A 20,948-nucleotide genomic window follows, 5' to 3' on the forward strand; every position below is an offset into this window, starting at 1 on the left:
AGGGAATGATCATGCAAATAGTGAACATATCGACTCCTAAAGCTTGTTTCTCACTCACGCTATTGGCTTGGGCGATTAGTGGCGTACTAAACACAGCACACGCCGAAGGATACGAAATCCAAAAAGCGAATCGCAGTGGTGTAAAAAGTGAGGCATGGAGCTGCAAGCAATGTCAGCCTAAGACAGGGCATCAAGGTAACGTTAGTGCCACACTCGCCTACAATGATGGTGAAGATAGTCGATTTGGAAATCGTACTGGCACAGATAAAGATGGCTTAGTCGGAGCAGTAGGCGCCGACATGTTATATAAAACTGAGAATGGTTATCAAACCAAGTTAGAGGCCGATAAACTCGGGTTTGACACAGGCTCAGCCAAACTTACCACAGGCCAACCGGGGCATTACCAAATCCAATTGGGTTATAAGGGGCTTGCTAATTACCAATACAATCAGCTTAAAAGCCCTTATCTCACCGATAATGACAAAATGCTATTGCCTGATAATTGGGTGGCGGGTGCAACGACACAATCGATGCCGTTACTGCAATCAAGTTTAGTCGAGCAGGACTTAAGCCTTACGCGGGATAGATTCAATCTCGGTGGTTACTATGCAGGCCATATTTCATCAACGAGTCGTTATAAAGCTTCAATCAACTATCAACATGAAAACCGCAGCGGTGCGAAAAAGACCAGCGCGAATATTCTTACTAATAGTATAATGCTGGCGCAGCCGATCGACGACAGCACCGATGAAATCGATGCCAGAGTCTATTTTGGTGGCGCAGGTTGGCAAGCAGGTATTAATAGCCAAATCAGCCAATACAAGAATGACCATCAGGCACTGCTATGGCAATCGGCCTATACTCCCACATTTGGTGCAGCCTACTTTGGGCAAAATGCAGTCGACCCTGATAACAAAGCCTATCGTATCGCCGCAGAGGCCAGTGGTGGTCAAAATGGCCATAACATCCTAATGCACGCGGGCATAAGCAAAATGTCACAGGACGAGGTGTTTCTTCCTGCCACTATTAATGGCCCCTCCCCAGTTTTACCAACCGATAATCTCGATGCCCAAGTGGATATCCTCGAGATGCTCCTTAAATATTCTGGCCGCATCACCCAGGATCTGAGTGTTCAAGCCAGCTATAACTATCAAGATAGGGAGAACAAGACCGCTCAGTTGGATTTTCCGCAGGTCGTTACTGACAGCTTTCATCAAGGCACAGCGCAAAATCGTCTCTACGATAAACGCAGCAAGCAATTAGACCTTAAAGGTAAATACCGCCTAACGCCTTCTGCCTATGCTGAAGCGGGATATAGCCGTGATGAAATCATTTATTCAGAGTTAGACAGGCAATCCGTCGATGAATCGGGTCTGTTTGCCAAACTCAGCTATCGTTATTCGCCAGCCTGGTCTGCTTGGTTAAAGGGTGAAGCATTAGAGCGCAATGGCAGTGACTACGAGCCAGTGACAAGCCCCCAAAGTCCGAGTAATCCTTGGCTGCGTAAATCGTATCTTGCTGATCGGAAACGTCAAAAAATCACCCTACACACGGATTATCAAAGTGATATAGGTCTGTCTATGGGGGCGAGTTTACACAGCATCGACGATGACTATGACCACACATTAGTCGGACTCACTCAAGTGTCTTACCTCGGCTACGACATATCTACGCAGTATCTGATTAGTGACAATCTGAGTTTTAACGCCTATCTCAACCAAGACTGGCGCGATTCCGATCAGGCAGGAAGTAATCGTTTCTCAACGCCGGATTGGTATAGCACATCGGAAGAAAAATCGACCTTAGTTGGCGCAGGTCTAGCCTATCAAAACCTGCTGGATAATCGCTTAGATCTCGGTTTAGATTACAGCTACTCCGACGGTCAAAGCGATACCAAAGTCACCTACGGCATCAACAGTCCCTACGGTGACTATTACAGTCGCAAGCACAATATTAACGCCTACGCCAAATATAAACTGGCCGACAGTATGTCGTTACGGTTCGATTGGTTGTTCGAGAAATATCAAGATGCAAACTGGCAAAACCAAAACACCACTTGGGACACTGTCCCCAATGTGCTCAGTTTTGGCGACATCAGCCACGACTACAATGCTCATTACTTAGGTTTGACCTTAAGCTACCAAATGTAACTTAGGCACTGACAGCGTATTCCAAGGATAGAAATATGAACAAGTTTGCAAGATTTAGCACACAATTGAGTCTGTTGCTGGCCTTAACCACCCTGCTCACCGCCTGCGGTGGCAGCGATGGTAATGATGGTGATCCCGGCCAGCCCGGTAAACCACCGGCGATGACAATCACCAACCTAAACATCATGGTAGACAAAGTCACCGTCACCGATGGCATTGCCCAAGTCGATTATCAGGTGAGTAACCAAGACGATGAAGCCGTCGTTGGCATTCCTTCGGCAACCTTCATTGCGGCACAACTACTCCCCCAAGGCGCCACTGGTGCGGGCAATAGCAGTGAGTGGCAACATTTTACCTCAGAAACCTGTGCAGCTTCATGCCCCGGCACTTTTGTCGACCATAAAAACGGCCATTACAGCTACCGTTTTAGTGCGACATTTAACGGCATGAATGGTGTGACTTTGCTTAACGACGCCACCCAACGGGTAGTCATCAAACTTGGCGGAGATGCATTAGCCGATGGCACAGCGCTCCCCATCACTAATCAACACTATGATTGGCAAACTTCGGGCAATACCTTGGCCTACACCCGCAACTTAATCACGATTGAAACCTGTAATAGTTGCCACAGCAATTTGGCTTTCCATGGTGGACGCTATAATCAAGTTGAAACCTGTGTAACCTGCCATAACAGTAAAAAAGTCAGTGATCCTGCGGATATTTTCCCGCAAATGATCCACAGCAAACACTTAACGGGTTTCCCTCAATCCATCAGTAATTGCCAAACTTGCCACGCTGATAATCCAGATTTAGCCGAACGTCAAAACTGGCATAGGGTGCCCACCATGGAAGCCTGTGGCGCCTGCCATACGCAAATCAATTTCCCTGCGGGCCAAGGCCATCCTGCGCAAGCAGATAATAGCAATTGCGTTGCCTGCCATAATGCCGATTGGACCGCCAGCGTACACGGCAATGAAGATCAAATGGCCGCTTTAGCTCAATTTAGTCCAAGCATTAGTAGCGCAAGCATGGATGCCAATGGCACCGTGACTGTAGCCGTCACCCTGACCAATCCATCAACTGGTGCGGCATACAGTGATAGCGCCGATAAACTAAAATTTATCAGTGACTTAAGAGTCTATGCCAACTGGGGGGCCAGCTTCGATTATAGTACCCGCTCAGCGCGTTCAATTCGACTCCCCGAGTCCACTCCAATCTCTGGCAGTAATGGGACTTACACTTATACTATTTCGGGTTTAACTGTCCCTGCCGGCACAGAGGCCGACTATGGCGGCTTGGCTATTCAAGGTCGGGTATGCGCCAAAGACAAAGTCTTAGTGGATTGCAGCACTGAACTTGCCGAAGTCCTGGTGATTAAGGCGAGCCATAGTTACTTTGATATGTCAGCCTTAAGTGCCACAGGCAGACGCGACGTCATTAGCAATGCCAACTGTGCTAGTTGCCACGGCGATCAGCAACTGAACATTCATGGCGCACGAAACGATTTAGCGGGCCAGTGTCAACTTTGCCACAACCCAAATATGCAGGCCGATGCCACAGCAGCCAATCCATCTATTACCTCTTTTGACTATAAGCAGTTGATCCATGGAATTCATACCAGCCAATTTGCCGGTTTTGAAGACCTAAATTACCCAGGAAAAATCGGTAATTGCGCCCAATGTCACATAAAAGATGCGGCGGGAGTCTCAACGGTTGCCCTGCCCTTAAATGCAGCGGTTCAACCACTTGCGCTGAACAACGGCACCTTTACCAGCCCAATTGCTGCGGTATGCAGTAATTGTCACTCAAGTGATAGCACCCACAACCATATGATGCAGCAAGGCGCGGTATTTGCGGGAACAAAAGCCGATGCCACCGCGGGCACTGAAACCTGTGCTTTCTGCCACGGACAAGGCGCTGTCGCCGACGTGTTGAAAGTGCACCCCATTAATTAACCCTATGATGCAGGCCGAAAGGCCTGCTACTGCAAATATAAAAGGAACTCATACTATGCAGTCATCTACCCCTAAAGAAATAGTCAGATCTCAATCACATTACCCGCTTAAAGTGACTGATAAATACCAATGACTTAGTTAGCCTTACAGGTGGGATCTAATTCCACACATTAAATGCGGCTAATGAGATTTATTCTTATTTGCTAAGCGCTTAATGATGATTAAAACTATTGCAGGGAAATATCATGATGAAACGGTTCAATTTCAATACCGCAACAAAAGCGATGTTGGGTGCCGGTTTACTTTCACTTCTTCTCACTGGCTGCGGTGGCAGTGATGGTAAAGATGGTGAAGACGGTAAACCAGGCGTTGTTGGTGTTAATATCGACTCAACTTCAACGTTAAAAGCGAAATTCACAAATGCCACAGTAGATGCAGGCAAAGTCACCGTTGATTTTACATTGGAAAATGCCAATGGTGTGGCCGTGTTAGGCTTAACGAAAGATCACGATTTACGGTTCGGTATTGCCCAGCTCACCCATGTGACTGAAGCAACTGATGATCCAGCCAAACCTGCGGATCGCGGTTATCAATGGCAAGCTTATATCAATGCTAAAAAAGAGCCAGGCACAGCACCTGCAGGTGTGGATAATCTCAATCCATCAGCTCAATATCAGGCCAACGTTGAAGCCGCGGCTAAATGTGATACATGTTTAGTTGACCACGGTGACGGTAGCTACAGCTACACCTACCAAGCCAACATTGCCAATGTGACTGAACCATTAACTGTCACCTACAATGCCGATGCGACTCAACGCGCCACAATGGAGCTTGAGTTACCCCAACTTGCAGCTAACGCCCATTTCGATTGGCAACCTTCTACAGGTAAGACTGAAGGCATTCAAACCCGTAATGTGGTTTCTATTCAAGCCTGTTACACCTGTCACCAACCAGAAAGCTTAGAGCTGCATGGTGGTCGTCGTATCGACATTGAAAACTGTGCCTCTTGCCACACAGCAACCTCTGGCGATCCAGAGTCCGGTAATAGCATTGAATTCACCTATATGATCCATGCTATCCACAAAGGTGCTGAAAGAAGCACTGTTGATGCTGATGGCGCACCATTAGCTGCACCGTATAAGATTGTCGGCTATGGCGGCAAAGTCATCGACTATGGAAAAGTTACTTTCCCACAAAAACCGGCTGCTGACTGTAGTTCTTGCCATGTTGAGGGAGTAAATGCACCTGCCAACGCAGATCTATTCAAGGCCGATTTAAGCAACAATGCCTGTATCGGTTGTCATACAGAAAAGCCTTCTAAAAACCACAGCAGTACAAATTGTGTTTCCTGTCACAATAGCACCGAGCCGTACGGTGGTACTGGCAGCGCAGCTAAACGCCATGGCGACGTGCTGAAAGCCTATTCTGACACTCAAGCAATGGGTATTAAATTCAGCAATGTGGGTGTGAATGACACTGGTAAGATGACCTTTGATGTACAAGTTGTTGATAAAGATGGCAATGCTATCGATAAACTATTTGTAAACCAAGGCTCACGCGTTGTAGTGGCATGGGATTCAGATAAAGATTACCCAAGTTATGCTGATGCCTCTTACAGTAACCGTCGTATCGCGCTGAGCGAAGGCACCTACAATGACGCGACCAAAACCTATACATTAACTGGCACTAAGTTCAGCCTGCCAGCGGATGCTAACGGTAAAACATTTGAGCTCTGGTCTGCATTAGAAGTGTGTTTCAACAATGGTGGTTACGGTGTTGCTGAAGTTGTTCTAACGGATTGTTCTAAGGCTAATGTCCGTAAGCTCCCAGTCAAAGAAGCACCATACCACTTCGTCTGGAAAGATAACGGCGTAGATAGCTCTGCTACACCCGCTACACGTCGCGCCATAGTTGACACAGCAAACTGTCAAGGTTGCCATAACCAGCAGGTGCTTCACTATGACAATGGTGTGAACTGCCAAACCTGTCATACACCAGACAAATCGCTTAAAGAGACTGTTCGAAATTCAGGTAAGTTTGACCAAGCAACCAGCTTTGCTTGGAAAGCTCATGAAGCTGACGGACACTACTTGAAATATGCTGGTGTGCAATCTGGTACAGTACTGAAAACAGATTGTTCAACTTGCCACACTGACGATGGTATTCAACTCGGGCGTGCTAAAGAACGTGCTTGGATTTATCCAAATATGACCACTTTTGACAAAGCGGGTATATGGGTATCTTCTGATGCGGGTGCATGTTTAAGCTGTCACCAGAAGTATCTGTCTGATGCGGCTAAGTCTCACATTGAAGCTAACGGCGGTATCTTAGATGGTACTAGCGCTGCAGATGTACAAAACCGTGCGTCTGAAAGCTGTGCGACTTGCCATACTCCAACTCAGTTACGTGAAGCACATGGTAACTAAGTAATCCCTAGTCTCTAAACGAGAATACGGGTTTCAAAAAAGAGAGAGGTATCCCCTCTCTCTTTTTTTATTTTCTCTTCACCATCCGCCGATTTTTTGATCTAAATTTGTTTTTCCCCTGTGGTTTAACTACCTCTTTAGAAATAGAAAGATCCAAGTCACACATTAGCAAAGGCCTTGAAGATTTTAGGGGCATGTTAGGTTAGCCTTTCCTTGGGGAATTCTATTTCCAGCATCCACTTAAGTCGCCTTCAAGACCTAAAGCACAGACAAAGAATCTGTCGGGCGAAGAAGACAAGCGCTTGAGTAATGCCAAACCTATGCAGGGAAAAAAATGATGAACGCACAAAAATCAAAAATCGCACTGCTGCTCGCAGCAAGTGCTGTCACTGTGGCCTTAACCGGCTGTGGTGGAAGTGATGGTAACGATGGTAAACCCGGTGAACCTGGTGGCGAGCCAGCTCCAGCCATTCAAAAACTCAATTTTACATTCAATAAATCAGTTGTGACTAACGGTGTCCCTAGTGTGGAATTCACCGTCACTAACGAAGACGATTTACCCGTTGTTGGCCTGCAAAAAATGCGTTTTGCTGCAGCTCAGCTCATTCCACAAGGTGCGACAGGTGCCGGTAATGCCTCGCAGTGGCAATATTTTGGTGATGAGACCTGTGATGTGGCAGCTACTTGTCCTGGTACCTTCGTGGACATGAAGAACGGCCACTACAGCTACACCTTCAACATGAACCTCAGTGCCAATGCTAAGATCACCTACAACGATCAGTTAGCGCAACGTGTCCTGATCCGCGCTTACAACACGCCATTACCAGACGGCACACAAGTCCCAAACAGCAACGCTTATGTCGATTTTACCGCTGACACAGGTGCGACACCGGGCTACAGCCGTAAAGTCGTCGCCACCGAAAGCTGTAACGCCTGTCACCAAGACTTAGCCAATGTGAAACATGGCGGAGCCTATTCCGACGTTAACTACTGTGCAACGTGCCACACCGCGGGCAAGGTAAAAGTAGGTAACGAATTCAATGCACTGGTTCATGCTAAACATAAAGACCTCAGCTTAGGTTCGTTAGAAAGCTGCCAAAGCTGTCACGTTGAAACCGAAGCCGCGCCTGATTGGGGCAACTGGTCACGTATTCCAACCGCTGCTACCTGTGGAAGCTGCCATACTGCCGTTGATTTTGCTGCGGGCAAAGGCCACTCTCAACAGTTAGATAACTCTAACTGTATCGCCTGTCACAACAGCAATTGGACTGCCGAGTTACACACAGGCAAAACCGCTGAGAAGAAAGCGGTAATGGCTCAGTTAGGTATGTCTGCAACGCTCGCAGGGAAAGAAGACAATACTGCGGTATTAACCGTATCTATCTTAGATAAAGATGGCAATGCCATCGATGCTGCTAGCGTTCAAGATAAGATCAAACGCATAGAAACCATCACCAACGTAGGTCCTAACTTCCCTATCATGGGCTACAACAAGAGCCCTGGTAGTGGTGCAGCTAAGATCGCTAAAGACCTAGTCAAAGACGGTGCACTACAAGATGGTGTGACCTTAGTTGACGGAAAACTGGTATTCACCACACCTGCGCTGCCATTTGGTGCTGGCGATACAGATACCGCCTTTACCTTTATCGGTCTGGAAATGTGCAACACTGGTACAGCACTCACTGCCTGTACTGCTGATAGCACAACCACCAGCATGAAAGCTGACTTAGTCTTTGGTACTAAATCAGGTAATGCTCCAAGCATGCGCCATGTGAACTCAGTTAACTTCAGCACCTGTCAAAACTGCCACAGCGACACCTTTGAAATCCATAAAGGTTACCATGCAGGCTTTGTGATGACTGAACAGGTATCACATGCCAAAGACGCAAGCGGTAAGCCAATCGTAGGTGTGGATGCCTGTGTGGCCTGTCATACCCCTGATGGCACTTATGCAAGCGGTGCAAACAAAGGTGGTTTCGAAATGAAACTGCACGTAGTTCACGGTGAGCAAGGTGTTATCAAAGAATGTACTCAGTGCCATAACGATTTCAACTTAGATGCGTTCAAAGTGAAAGGTGCACTGGCCACTTCTGCAGGTAAATACACTACCCCAATCACTGCGACTTGTACTTCGTGCCACGCGCCAGAGTCTATTGGCCACGGCTTAGAAAATATGGGCGCGATTGTGAACGGTGATTATGTTCAAGCCAACCAAGCGGCACAGTCAGAAACCTGTTTCTACTGCCATACCCCAACAGTTGCAGATCACACTCAAGTGAAAATGTAATTTGCCCAAGCAGGGGGAGTTCGCTCCCCCTTTCTTGAATTTTGTTGGGACAAATTGGGAAGCCTATTATGAAGAACAACCACAAAATGAAAAATCTACTGCCGGCATTGATGATGTCTGCGGTCATGGCATTTGCCATCGCACCGAGTGCTCACGCCTCGAAGTGGGATGAAAAAATGACCCCTGAGCAAGTCGAAGCGACCCTAGATAAGAAGTTTGCCGAAGGCAACTACTCCCCTAAAGGCGCCGATTCTTGCTTGATGTGCCATAAAAAATCCGAAAAAGTCATGGATCTTTTCAAGGGTGTCCACGGCGCAATTGACTCCTCTAAGAACCCAATGGCTGGCCTACAATGTGAGGCTTGCCATGGCCCTATGGGTCAACACAACAAGGGCGGCAACGAACCGATGATCACTTTTGGTAAGCAATCGACCTTAAGTGCCGACAAGCAAAACAGCGTATGTATGAGCTGTCACCAAGACGATAAGCGTATGTCTTGGAATGGCGGTCACCATGACAACGCCGACGTTGCTTGTGCTTCTTGTCACCAAGTACACACCGCCAAAGATCCAGTGCTTGCCAAAAACACTGAAATGGAAGTTTGTACTAGTTGCCACACTAAGCAAAAAGCGGATATGAACAAACGCTCAAGTCACCCACTCAAATGGGCACAAATGACCTGTAGCGACTGTCACAACCCCCATGGGAGCATGACAGATTCTGACTTGAATAAGCCAAGCATCAACGAAACTTGTTATTCCTGTCACGCCGAGAAACGCGGCCCAAAACTCTGGGAGCATGCACCCGTCACTGAGAATTGTGTCACTTGCCACAATCCTCACGGTAGTGTGAATGATGCCATGCTGAAAACCCGAGCACCGCAGCTGTGTCAGCAATGTCACGCAAGCGATGGCCACGCCAGCAACGCCTACTTAGGTAATACTGGTTTAGGTTCAAATGTCGGTGACAATGCCTTTACGGGTGGAAGAAGCTGCTTAAATTGCCATAGTCAGGTCCATGGTTCTAACCATCCATCTGGCAAGCTATTACAGCGCTAAGGAGACGAGAAGATGAAATTCAAACTCAATTTGATCACTCTAGCGTTATTAGCCAACACAGGTTTCGCCGTAGCTGCCGATGGTTATGGCCTCGCCAATGCCAATACCGACAAAGTGAAACTCTCAGCATGGAGCTGTAAAGGCTGCGTGGTTGAAACCGGCGTATCAGGTACTGTCGGTGTCGGCGTCGGTTACAATGGCGAAGAGGACATTCGCTCTGCCAATGCCTTTGGTTCTAAAAACGAAGTCGCGGGCAAGTTCGATGCAGACCTGGCTTACCGTGGTGAAAAAGGTTACCGCGCCAGTGTTGAAGCCTATCAACTGGGCATGGATGGCGGACGTTTAGATGTGAATGCGGGCAAACAAGGCCAGTACAATATCAATCTAAACTACCGCCAAATTGCCACCTACGATAGCAATAGTGCCCTCTCGCCCTATTCTGGTATCGGCGGCAATAACCTGACCTTACCCGATAACTGGGTCACCGCAGGTTCGAGCAGCCAAATGCCACTGTTGATGGACAGCCTCAACAGCCTCGAGTTATCACTGAAACGTGAACGTGCAGGCTTAGGGTTCGAATATCAAGGTGAATCGCTTTGGAGCACCTATGTAAACTACATGCGTGAAGAAAAAACCGGTTTAAAACAAACCTCAGGTGGCTTCTTCAACCAATCCATGATGTTAGCTGAACCCGTGGATTACACCACTGACACCATAGAAGCGGGCGTTAAACTCAAAGGCGATCGTTGGTTCACAGCGCTCAGTTACAATGGTTCGATTTTCAAAAATGAATACAACCAGCTGAACTTTGACAGTGCCTTCAACCCCACCTTCGGGGCGCAAACAACTGGTGCCATTGCACTCGATCCCGATAACCAGTCACACACAGTGTCGCTTATGGGTCAGTATAACGACGGTAGTAACGCACTATCTGGCCGTATTTTGACCGGACAAATGAGCCAAGATCAGTCACTGGTGACCTCCGGCTACGGTTATCAACTGCCAACGGATGCAGTAGATGCCAAAGTCGACCTGCTGGGTATGAATCTCAAAGTGGTAAGCAGAGTGAGTAATTCCCTTCGCTTAAGTGGTAGTTACGATTATTACGACCGTGACAACAATACCCCAATCGAAGAATGGACTCAGATCAGCATCAACAATGTCAGCGGTAAGGTGGCCTATAACACCCCTTACGATAACCGCACACAGCGCTTTAAAGTGGCGGCGGATTATCGTATTACCCACGGCATTAAACTCGATGGGGGTTATGACTTCAAGCGTGACGAACGTGAGTATCAAGACCGTGAAAGCACGGATGAGAACACAGTTTGGGCCCGCTTGCGCGTCAATAGCTTCGACATGTGGGACATGTGGGTAAAAGGCAGTTACGGCAACCGTGACGGCTCACAATACCAAGCCTCTGAATGGACGTCTTCTGAAACCAACAGCCTGTTACGTAAGTACAATCTGGCTGACCGTGACAGAACTCAAGTCGAAGCGCGCATCACCCATACGCCACTCGACAGCCTGACCATAGACTTCGGTGCCCGTTATGCGCTGGATGATTATACCGATACTGTGATTGGCTTAACTGAGTCAAAAGACACCAGTTATGACGCCAATATCAGCTATATGATCACCGCTGACTTACTGGCAACAGCCTTCTACAATCACCAAACTATTGAGTCTGAACAGGCGGGTAGCAGCAATTACAGCACCCCAACCTGGACTGGCTTTATTGAAGACAAAGTGGATGTGGTTGGCGCTGGCATCAGCTACAACAACCTGCTAGAGAACAAGTTACGCCTAGGCCTGGATTATACTTATTCAGACTCCGACAGTAACACTCAAGTCAGGCAAGGTATCACTGGCGACTATGGCGACTATTTTGCCAAAGTCCATAACATTAACTTATACGCTCAATATCAAGCGACCGAGAAACTCGCGCTACGCTTCGATTACAAAATTGAGAACTATAAGGACAATGACGCCGCTAACGATATCGCCGTTGATGGCATTTGGAACGCCGTAGGCTTTGGCAGCAACAGTCATGACTACACCGCACAAATGCTGATGCTGAGCATGAGTTACAAGCTCTAATCTGTGTTTATTGATAGTCAAAAGCCCGCTATGCGGGCTTTTTTATTGCTAACTAAAACTCACCGTGCTTTAGATTCAAGCCCCTGCTATTCCAGCGACCAAAATCTTGAATAAGATCAGACTCTGACGCAAAACTTACGCCGAAGATGAGGTATTCCTTGAGTTTACTGGCACTTTAGCGGATGTTAATTCAGTGAGTTAACTATCATTGGATCTTAGATGTCGTCCTTCACTTGTTGTTTTTGGCGTTTATCGCCTCTGCCCGCCTCGATAGGCTTAAGTTTGCTCGCCACCCCAGCCATGGCATTCGATTCCAGCGGTCGCACGGCGAGTTTATTTATCATCGTCGGACTGGGTGGATTTACTCTTATCAACGCATTGATTCAGGGCCTGTTCTTTTTTGCGGGTCAGTATCGTAATCCCCTCTTTGCCAAACGCCACGTGCTGACCGCGCTGATAGTCCCTCTGCTTGCCTTTGCCTTAACCCTTTATGATCACCGTGCTTGGAGTGACTTTGCACTCAATCTCGGCATGATCATTGTCGGAGTTGGGCTGATTTTATTACCGCTGCAGTTACGCCAACTGAATCAACCCAGCAACCAACACGCGAACTGGCTGCTGAGTCTTGGTGCCCTATTCGTCTTAGGCATAAGTTATCTACTACCACCCTGCGCCCTGTTTGCGATTATCTTGGGCCATATTGCATTAACCTCTCATGCCAAGGCTCCCACTAAAGCCTTGGGCTGCAAATTATTGAGTTATGGTGTATTAGCCACGTCCTATGCGCTCTTTGGCTATTGGCTCTACCATCTATTGAGCAAACTTGGGGCTTGATGATGACAGACATGCCGCGCCCAGCTATCGAGCCAAACTGCTCAGCCGAGCTAAGTGTATTGCTCAAACAAATCCGCGCTTGCCAACTGTGTCAGGCCGAATTGCCCCTGCCAGCGAAGCCCATCTTGCAAGCCAGTAGCCAAGCACGGATCTTAATTGCTGGCCAAGTCCCCGGCGTAAAAACCCACCATAAGGGCATCCCCTTCAACGATGCCAGTGGCGAGCGGCTACGCGCCTGGCTTAATGTCAGTCGGGAACAATTTTATGACCCCACACTATTTGCCATAGTGCCGATGGGATTTTGTTTTCCGGGAACCATTGAACGCAATGGTAAAAAGCAGGGTGATAAACCGCCCCGCCCCGAGTGCGCCGCAACTTGGCATGCGAAGTTATTGGCCTTGATGCCTCAGATAGAGTTAGTGCTGGTCCTTGGCCAATATGCCATTGATTACCATCTACCGCGCACACGTGCCATAGATACAAAAGACGGCGCGCTAAGCTCTCAAGCGACAGCGGTATCGAACCCACAAGCGAACAAGAAGATCACAGTGACCCAAGCCATTGAGCAATGGTCAAAATATTGGCCTAGTTTGATGGTCATGCCCCACCCTAGCCCACGAAACAACCTTTGGCTAAAACAGCATCCCGAGTTTGAACGCGACCTTGTCCCCGCACTTCAAACGCGGATCGCAAACCTTTTGGCAAGCTCTCCAGACCCCAAATAAAGCCCCAAAACATCACCACCGCCAGAAGTTATGGTTTTGGGATGAAAATAAAATCCAAATAAAAGCCCCATTAAGGGGCTTCTAGACTTGAGCTTAGAAACTGGAGCTTAGAAAAAGGTTTTTAGGTGAGCGGCTTAACCGCCATCAAGACGTTGCACTGATAACAAGCTCACTGACAACTCACGCCAACCGCCGAGAATGCCGCCGTCACATCCGCCACCGGATAACCTGAGCCCTTGGCATTCGCGGCCTGCTGAACACCACAGGCCGCTTGTTTAAAGGTTGAGGTCGGTGTCCAATACAGCTGATTCGCTAACACAAACACATCGAACGCCTTGCGCGTATTCCAACCACTCTTGGTCGCCAGCGTGTAAAAGGCTTTGTTAAACACCCCTGAGGAGTAATGCACATCCATTGAGCTGGTGTAATTGGTGGCATTATCGATTGAACGTCCATCCAGTGGTGGATTATCCATATAGCGCAGTGCGCCATTGCCTTTAACTATGTCATACCCCACTTCCCAATCGTTACTGCCACGCATATAGTACTCGGCCGCTTCACCGGCAATATCCGAAAACGCTTCATTGATACCGCCTGACTGGCCGCTGTAATTTAACCCCGAGTTTTGCTCGGTAAAGCCGTGGCTCACTTCATGGGCAGAAACATCCAAACTCACGAGGGGATAGAAGTAACTCGCGCCATCACCAAAGGACATGGCCGAGCCATCCCAGAAGGCATTTTCATAGTTACGGCCATAATGCACCCGCATCTCTAACTGAAACGTTAACGGTGCAGTCCCATACCAGTCTTTGTACATATTAAAAATAACGCCGCCGAAATAGTGCGCATCATTTAAAGGGGAATAAGCACCATTGACCGTCTGATAAGTGTTCTCCGGACAACTAAAGGTGAACACTGAGCCACGGCGAGTCGAGTTTGCCATATTGACGGTTTTCACATTGGCGTTGGTCATAGTACATACACCATTGGACTCACTCACCTTAAGGTAACCGTAGTCAGTACCATAATAGTAACCACCGATTTTGGCATTGCCACCAGGACCAGAAGCATCTAAAGGATTGCTGTTGCCACCTGAACCACCACCGCTACCGGGTTTACCGACGTTATTTTTGGCGGTCATAATTTCATTCCAATGCTCAAGCACCTCAGCGGTTTGCGCATCGACAAAGCCCGTTGGTCGAGAGAGCACATCGGTTTGGTCACTTAAATAGGACACCCGATATACTAACCTCGGGGTATCATCCGTCATCAAGATCATCAGTTGCACATCCTTTTTACCGGTTGCCGCCGAACCTGGATATAACTGATTCAAAGCCGCAATCGCCTGTCCTTGAGAAATCCCTGCCTCTACCGAAAAATCATCCGTAATTTGTGCCACATCCCCCTCAGCACTCAGTTCCGTATCATCCGTGCTCACAACCAGATGATGACCATATACCAGCACACCATCAAAGTACTGCAACGCTTTCGTTTTGCTTTGACCTTTATTAAGCGTTACTGTTTTGACCTCTCTAAAGCTGTGTTTTTGGCTTAACCCTGCCGCAGCCGACAGGGATTGCCCATGATTAACTTTGATCTCAGCGGCCTGCGCCTGAATACTCGCCGCAATACACATACTGAGTACAGAAGGTAAGAGATAGACTTTCATCGTGATATCCTTCGTCTTGCCCACAAAGGGACAATGACTCTAAAGGGAACAAAATACGGCAATAACCTTTTCCCAACTCAATTGTTAAAAATAAGTTAAGATGACCTGGGTTCAATTCTCAGTATAGAAGAGAAAAAAACACCTGCCCTTTTCTGTCGTTTGCCTTTACCCTAACTGAGTCGTCGTTTTTACGAAGTTCTGTATCAATCCTTTGAAATTAAGGTGAATTATGTACGTTTTGGATCAACACATCGCTAAGCAAATTGTGAGTCGCACAATGAAAATCATTGGGCACAATATCAATGTGATGAATGGTCAGGGCGTGATCTTAGGTTCAGGCGATCCCAAACGCATTGGCTCTACCCACGAGGGCGCACTGCTCGCCATCGCGCAAAACCGTAATGTTGAACTGAGTGAAGAAGTGGCCTCAGGCTTACATGGCGTTAAACCCGGCATCAATTTACCCTTGCATTATCAAGGACAAATCATCGGAGTTATCGGCATTACCGGCGATCCCGCCGAGTTAACCCACTACGGTGAGCTGCTGAAAATGACCGCCGAGATGATTGTTGAGCAAGCCAATCAACAGGATAAGTTGCAGTGGGAAAATCGTCAGCGTGAAGAATTTATTCTGCAATTGATCAAGGCGCAAACAGACGACGATGAGCAGTTGCATCGATGGGCCAAACAACTCGATATCGATATGAGTCTGCCGCGAGTGGCCGCCATTATTGAGGTTAGTGAAAAACAGCCAGCCCCCACGCAACACAAATCAGCGCCCTTTTCCCCATCAGTTCAGAACGATCACAGCCCAGATGAGCGTAATCCCAGAGTCAGCGAAACACTCAAGCAAGTGCTGCATTTGCTGCAATATCCCGATCGGGGTAACTTGATTGCCATGACATCCATGTCACAACTGGTGATCCTAAAACCGGCTTTTCTGGATGGAAAACAATGGGATCCCGAACTTGAAAATCAACGTATCGATAAACTGCTGCAACGGTTACCGGCACAGATGGATTTAAATTTTAAAATCGCCCTTGGGCATTTTTTTCCTGAAAAAGGCGGCATTGCGCGCTCCTACCAAACCGCGCAAGAAACCTTGAACTTAGGCAAACAGCTTCATCCCGAAGGTACTAAATACCTGTTTGAAGACTACTCGTTGCAAGTGCTGCTCTCGGGACTCAAGCATGATTGGCGTGGGCAGGCCCTCGCCAACCCTTACCAACAGTTAGCTAAGGCCGATAAAAATGGCCAGCTACGCAAAACCTTAGCGGCCTATATCACCCACTTTGACGATGCGCAGCAATGTGCTAATGCCCTGTTTATTCATCGAAATACCTTAAGGTATCGGTTAGATAAAATTCAGCAACTCACCAAAACCGACATTCATTCCCTCCATGGATTGTTAAGCCTTTATCTTGGGCAGTTGATTGATACCTCAAATTATCGACTGGATTAATAGTCTACGTTCGGGTAAACGCCATTTGCAGCAGAAAGGAATAACTTGCTATAAAATCAACGTGTTAATTGATAGCTGTTGATTCTCGCTAAGATGTGCCGCTGTTTTAAACTCGGAGTAACGCAATAATAACGCCTTAGGCATTCAGTCCTTTGACAATATTGCCCCATACTTTGATGAAAGATTTTTTCGCCTTGCCCTTTCCTATAGAGGCACAAGACACCCATACGGTTAAATTGTTTAAGGAAGAAATCCCCATGCAGCCATATCATGCCAAACTCAGCTCACTCGCCACCGCTTGCCTAATGGTCGGCTCAGTGTTTGTCGCCCCACTTGCCAGCGCGGCGGAGCGTACCATTCCCGAATTAGTGGATGCAGTGAACGGTACGCCAGATGCGGCGAGTCGTGAGGCGGGTAAAAAAGTGAAACTGCGTAATCATACGAAAGGGTTTTGTACCTCGGGCTACTTTGCGACCAATCCTCAGTTGCAAGATTCACTCAATATTCCCTTTTTTAACCAAAACTCCATTCCAGTGACCGCCCGTTTTTCCCTCGGTGGCACCAATCCTAAGCTTTCCGATAAGACGCCAGGGCGTTTTATGTCATTAAAAATCGATGGTGAGCGGGAAAATCTGAACTTTGTCACCACCAATGTGCCCGTGTTTTTTGCCAGCAATCTTGAGGATTTTTATCTTTTCCAAACTAAAACCAAACAAGGTACTGAAGGTAAACAATGGCTTATCGATAATAAGCCCGATGCCAAAGCCTTTTTCGACTATGTAAAGCAGTTGCCACCAAGCCCAAGTTTTGCCAATAGCCGCTACTTTGGTGTGAACAGCTTTTTGTTTACCAACAAGCAAAATAACAGCGTTGCGGGTAAGTGGATTTTTGAACCGGTAGCTGGCACGCAAGCTCTCTCGCAGCAAGCACTGGCAGAGCTTGGTGATGACTTTCTCAAGCCTGAGTTAATCGCGCGGATCCAATCTCAACCCGCTAAGTGGGATCTGTATATTCAGTTAGCGGAACAAGGCGATGATATTAATAATCCGACAGTGCTCTGGCCCGAAAACCATCAGCGTCTACTCGTCGGTCAAGTGGTGATCGATGGCAAACGCGATAAGGATCCTCAAGTACAACAATGCGATAGAAGCATCTTCAATCCTCTGCTTCTACCCAAGGGTATTGCACCGTCGGATGACCCAATCCTCAATGCCCGCACTGCGGCGTATGTTGAGTCCTTTATTCGCCGCCAATAAACACGGCTTGCGTTAGCAAAAACAATATTTCCAGCATTACATTCGAATTCACGGCCATTATTTTGTGCATGCGCACAAAATAATGGCCAATTCCCCGCGTAATTCCGTCAATTTAACCAAAGCTATTCAACTGTCGGTGTTCAATAATAGGCTGACCTTAAAGCAGCCTTTATCTGGACTTGGGATCAAATAAATACTGCGCCCTACAAAAACAGCCAAAATCACTTAAGAACTTCAGCCAAGACTGAACGGGACAACCTATGAACTTAGTGCTCATCCTCATCGGCGTGATTGCATTTATTGTTATCGCGACCTCAAAATTTAAGCTCCATCCGTTTTTAACCTTAATTCTGGCCGCCTTTATCGCCGCCTTCGCCTACGGTTTACCGAGTGGCGATATTGCCAAAACCATCACCACTGGCTTTGGTAATATCCTCGGATATATCGGTCTTGTAATCGTGTTGGGTACCATTATCGGTATCATCCTCGAGAAAAGCGGCGCCGCCATTACCATGGCGGACGTCGTTATCAAAGTCTTGGGTAAACGCTTCCCAACACTCACTATGTCCATCATCGGCTACTTAGTGTCGATTCCAGTGTTTTGTGACTCGGGTTTCGTGATCTTAAACTCGCTTAAACAATCCATGGCCAACCGCATGAAGGTATCAAGCGTATCCATGAGCGTTGCGTTAGCCACAGGTCTGTATGCTACTCACACCTTCGTACCGCCCACACCAGGTCCTATCGCCGCGGCGGGTAACTTAGGTTTAGAGTCCAACTTAGGCCTAGTGATTGGTGTCGGTTTATTTGTTGCCGCCGTTGCCGCGCTTGCGGGGATGTTATGGGCGAACCGTTTTGCCAGTGTTGAACCCGATGGCGAAGGCGCGGAAGAACTCAAAGCTCAAGCTGCTGATTTTGAAGCCTTAAAACAAAGCTATGGCACACTCCCTAGCCCATTAAAAGCATTTGCACCGATTTTTGTGCCTATCCTATTAATTTGCTTAGGCTCTATCGCCAACTTCCCGTCTGCACCACTTGGCAAAGAAGGCCTATTTAGCCTGTTGGTTTTCCTTGGCCAACCCGTTAACGCCCTGCTTATCGGTCTGTTCCTGTCTCTGCTGTTACTGAAAAGCGATAACAAGATTGCAGAGTTTAGCGAGCGCATCAGCCAAGGCCTCATTGCCGCAGCACCAATTATTTTGATCACCGGTGCCGGTGGTGCCTTCGGCGCCGTGTTAAAAGCAACGCCTATCGGTGACTTCCTCGGAAGCTCACTGTCGGCGCTCGGCGTGGGTATCTTTATGCCCTTTATCGTCGCCGCCGCGCTGAAATCGGCTCAAGGTTCATCCACCGTCGCCCTAGTGGCAACCTCAGCCTTAGTCGCACCTATGCTGGGCGATATTGGTCTTGGTAGCGATATGGGCCGCGTGTTAACCGTAATGGCCATTGGTGCCGGCGCCATGACAGTCTCCCACGCCAACGACAGCTTCTTCTGGGTGGTGACTCAATTTAGCCGCATGAGCGTTAAACAAGCCTATAAAGCACAAACCATGGCGACCCTGATCCAAGGCGTCACCGCAATGCTGACCGTGTATGTACTAAGCTTAGTGCTGCTCTAAGCCGCACTTTTCTCATCCTTGGGCGCATCCGTGCGCCCAAAAAGCTGTAGGATTTTGAATGAAGATAGTTATCGCCCCCGATTCCTTTAAAGAGAGCTTAAGCGCACTCGATGTGGCTAATGCGATCGAACAAGGCTTAACACAAGTGATCCCAGACTGTGAGATTGTCAAAATCCCCGTCGCCGATGGCGGCGAAGGCACTGTGCAATCTATGGTCGATGCCACTGGCGGCAGCATTGTCAACTTAGAGGTCATGGGGCCACTGGGCCATAAAGTCAAAGCCCATTACGGCATTTTAGGCCAGCAAGCCAAAGGCACGATCGCGGTGATTGAAATGGCCTCCGCTTCAGGTTTACACCATGTACCAAGGGATCAGCGTAACCCGCTGCTCACCACCAGTTATGGTACGGGCGAGCTGATTTGTGATGCGCTCAATCGCGGGATAAAACACATTATTTTAGGCCTAGGCGGCAGCGCAACCAATGATGGCGGCGCAGGTATGGCCCAAGCGCTGGATATATTGTTGCTTGATAAACAAGGTAAAACCTTAAGTGCGGGCGGCGCGGCACTCTCGGAGCTTGCCAGTATCGATATCAGCCACGCCCATCCACTGCTCAAGGAATGCACCTTTGAAGTGGCCTGCGATGTCGATAATCCGCTGTGCGGCGAGCGTGGCGCTTCGGCCATATTTGGCCCGCAAAAAGGCGCAACGCCAGCGATGGTGAACATTTTAGACGCCGCACTGAGTCACTATGCCGATGTTATCGCCCAAAGTGGTGTCACCGATCACCGCAACCAAGCTGGCGCGGGCGCGGCGGGCGGTATGGGGCTGGGCGTAATGGCATTTTTAGGTGCTGAGCTTAAACCCGGTGTCGAGATTGTGATGCAAACAGTAGGACTGGCAGACAAAATTCGCGGCGCGGATCTTGTCATCACGGGCGAAGGCCGAATCGATGGCCAGACTATATTTGGCAAAACCCCGATGGGCGTCTTAAAGCAAGCGCAGCTGCAAAACATTCCAACTATCGGGATTGCGGGTTGCCTTGGCGACAATGCCAATGCCGTGCTTGAGCAAGGTATGGCGGCGATTTTCCCCATCATTCCACACTTAAGTCCACTGGACGATGTGCTGGCTAACGCCAAAACGAATCTGACCAATACTGCCCGTAATATTGGCGCCGTCTTGATGCTGGGCAAGCGCTAACTTTACCTTAGCGTACCGATAGCGTTTAGATAGCCTAACAAAACACACCCGAGGCGCTATTCATAGCGCCTTTGTTTATTCTATAACCCAAGCACAGACTTAGGCGGTGTTTTAGTGCTTGATGCCTAAAAGGCCTTGCAGTAAAGTGAGCTCCCTTTTTGGTAATCCGTAAATGGGTTTAAGCGCCATGTATTTGGTTATAC

Annotated in this window: 13 protein-coding genes; 12 read left to right on the forward strand and 1 reads right to left on the reverse strand. The window is 48.1% G+C overall.

Features of this window, described 5'->3' with window-relative positions:
* Positions 1–11: 11 nt before the first annotated feature.
* The 8 genes from ACK5NH_RS15145 (at position 12) to ACK5NH_RS15180 (ending at position 13,535) form a co-directional block, all read left to right on the forward strand.
* Positions 12–2,150, forward strand: a complete 2,139-nt coding sequence (locus tag ACK5NH_RS15145) for an MtrB/PioB family decaheme-associated outer membrane protein (protein ID WP_416921369.1) — start codon at positions 12–14, stop codon at positions 2,148–2,150.
* Between the two features lie 35 nt (positions 2,151–2,185).
* Positions 2,186–4,105, forward strand: a complete 1,920-nt coding sequence (locus tag ACK5NH_RS15150; RefSeq protein ID WP_416921371.1) for an OmcA/MtrC family decaheme c-type cytochrome — start codon at positions 2,186–2,188, stop codon at positions 4,103–4,105.
* Between the two features lie 245 nt (positions 4,106–4,350).
* Entirely contained in the window at positions 4,351–6,531 is a 2,181-nt protein-coding gene (locus ACK5NH_RS15155; RefSeq protein ID WP_416921373.1) for an OmcA/MtrC family decaheme c-type cytochrome, read from the forward strand.
* A gap of 334 nt (positions 6,532–6,865) precedes the next feature.
* Positions 6,866–8,818, forward strand: a complete 1,953-nt coding sequence (locus ACK5NH_RS15160) for an OmcA/MtrC family decaheme c-type cytochrome (RefSeq protein WP_416921375.1) — start codon at positions 6,866–6,868, stop codon at positions 8,816–8,818.
* A 68-nt stretch (positions 8,819–8,886) separates the two neighbouring features.
* Entirely contained in the window at positions 8,887–9,876 is a 990-nt protein-coding gene (locus ACK5NH_RS15165) for a DmsE family decaheme c-type cytochrome (RefSeq protein WP_416921377.1), read from the forward strand.
* Positions 9,877–9,888: 12 nt separating this feature from the next.
* A complete protein-coding gene (locus ACK5NH_RS15170; protein ID WP_416921379.1) occupies positions 9,889–11,976 on the forward strand; it encodes an MtrB/PioB family decaheme-associated outer membrane protein in 2,088 nt (695 codons plus the stop codon).
* Between the two features lie 219 nt (positions 11,977–12,195).
* Positions 12,196–12,810 carry a hypothetical protein gene (locus tag ACK5NH_RS15175; RefSeq protein ID WP_416921381.1) on the forward strand — a complete coding sequence of 205 codons (615 nt, stop codon included), beginning with the start codon at positions 12,196–12,198 and terminating at the stop codon, positions 12,808–12,810.
* A complete protein-coding gene (locus ACK5NH_RS15180) occupies positions 12,810–13,535 on the forward strand; it encodes a uracil-DNA glycosylase family protein (RefSeq protein ID WP_416921383.1) in 726 nt (241 codons plus the stop codon). Before ACK5NH_RS15175 ends, ACK5NH_RS15180 begins: the two co-directional genes overlap by 1 nt.
* A gap of 169 nt (positions 13,536–13,704) precedes the next feature.
* On the opposite strand, the gene ACK5NH_RS15185 is transcribed toward ACK5NH_RS15180, so the two are convergent.
* On the reverse strand, positions 13,705–15,204 hold the full coding sequence (locus ACK5NH_RS15185; protein ID WP_416921385.1) for a M4 family metallopeptidase: 1,500 nt from the start codon (positions 15,202–15,204) through the stop codon (positions 13,705–13,707).
* A gap of 229 nt (positions 15,205–15,433) precedes the next feature.
* Between ACK5NH_RS15185 and ACK5NH_RS15190 the strand changes: the two genes are divergently transcribed.
* The 4 genes from ACK5NH_RS15190 to ACK5NH_RS15205 all read left to right on the forward strand — a co-directional run bounded on the left by ACK5NH_RS15190 (position 15,434) and on the right by ACK5NH_RS15205 (position 20,745).
* Positions 15,434–16,666, forward strand: a complete 1,233-nt coding sequence (locus tag ACK5NH_RS15190) for a sugar diacid recognition domain-containing protein (RefSeq protein ID WP_416921387.1) — start codon at positions 15,434–15,436, stop codon at positions 16,664–16,666.
* A 257-nt stretch (positions 16,667–16,923) separates the two neighbouring features.
* Positions 16,924–17,922 (forward strand): catalase family peroxidase, encoded by a 999-nt coding sequence (locus ACK5NH_RS15195; protein WP_416921389.1) that lies wholly within the window; start codon positions 16,924–16,926, stop codon positions 17,920–17,922.
* A gap of 260 nt (positions 17,923–18,182) precedes the next feature.
* Complete coding sequence (locus ACK5NH_RS15200) at positions 18,183–19,541, forward strand: GntP family permease (RefSeq protein ID WP_416921391.1); 1,359 nt, start codon at positions 18,183–18,185, stop codon at positions 19,539–19,541.
* Between the two features lie 58 nt (positions 19,542–19,599).
* Positions 19,600–20,745 carry a glycerate kinase gene (locus ACK5NH_RS15205; protein ID WP_416921393.1) on the forward strand — a complete coding sequence of 382 codons (1,146 nt, stop codon included), beginning with the start codon at positions 19,600–19,602 and terminating at the stop codon, positions 20,743–20,745.
* Positions 20,746–20,948: the final 203 nt, after the last annotated feature.

It is taken from the genome of Shewanella sp. (assembly GCF_047975355.1).
GTDB lineage: Bacteria > Pseudomonadota > Gammaproteobacteria > Enterobacterales > Shewanellaceae > Shewanella.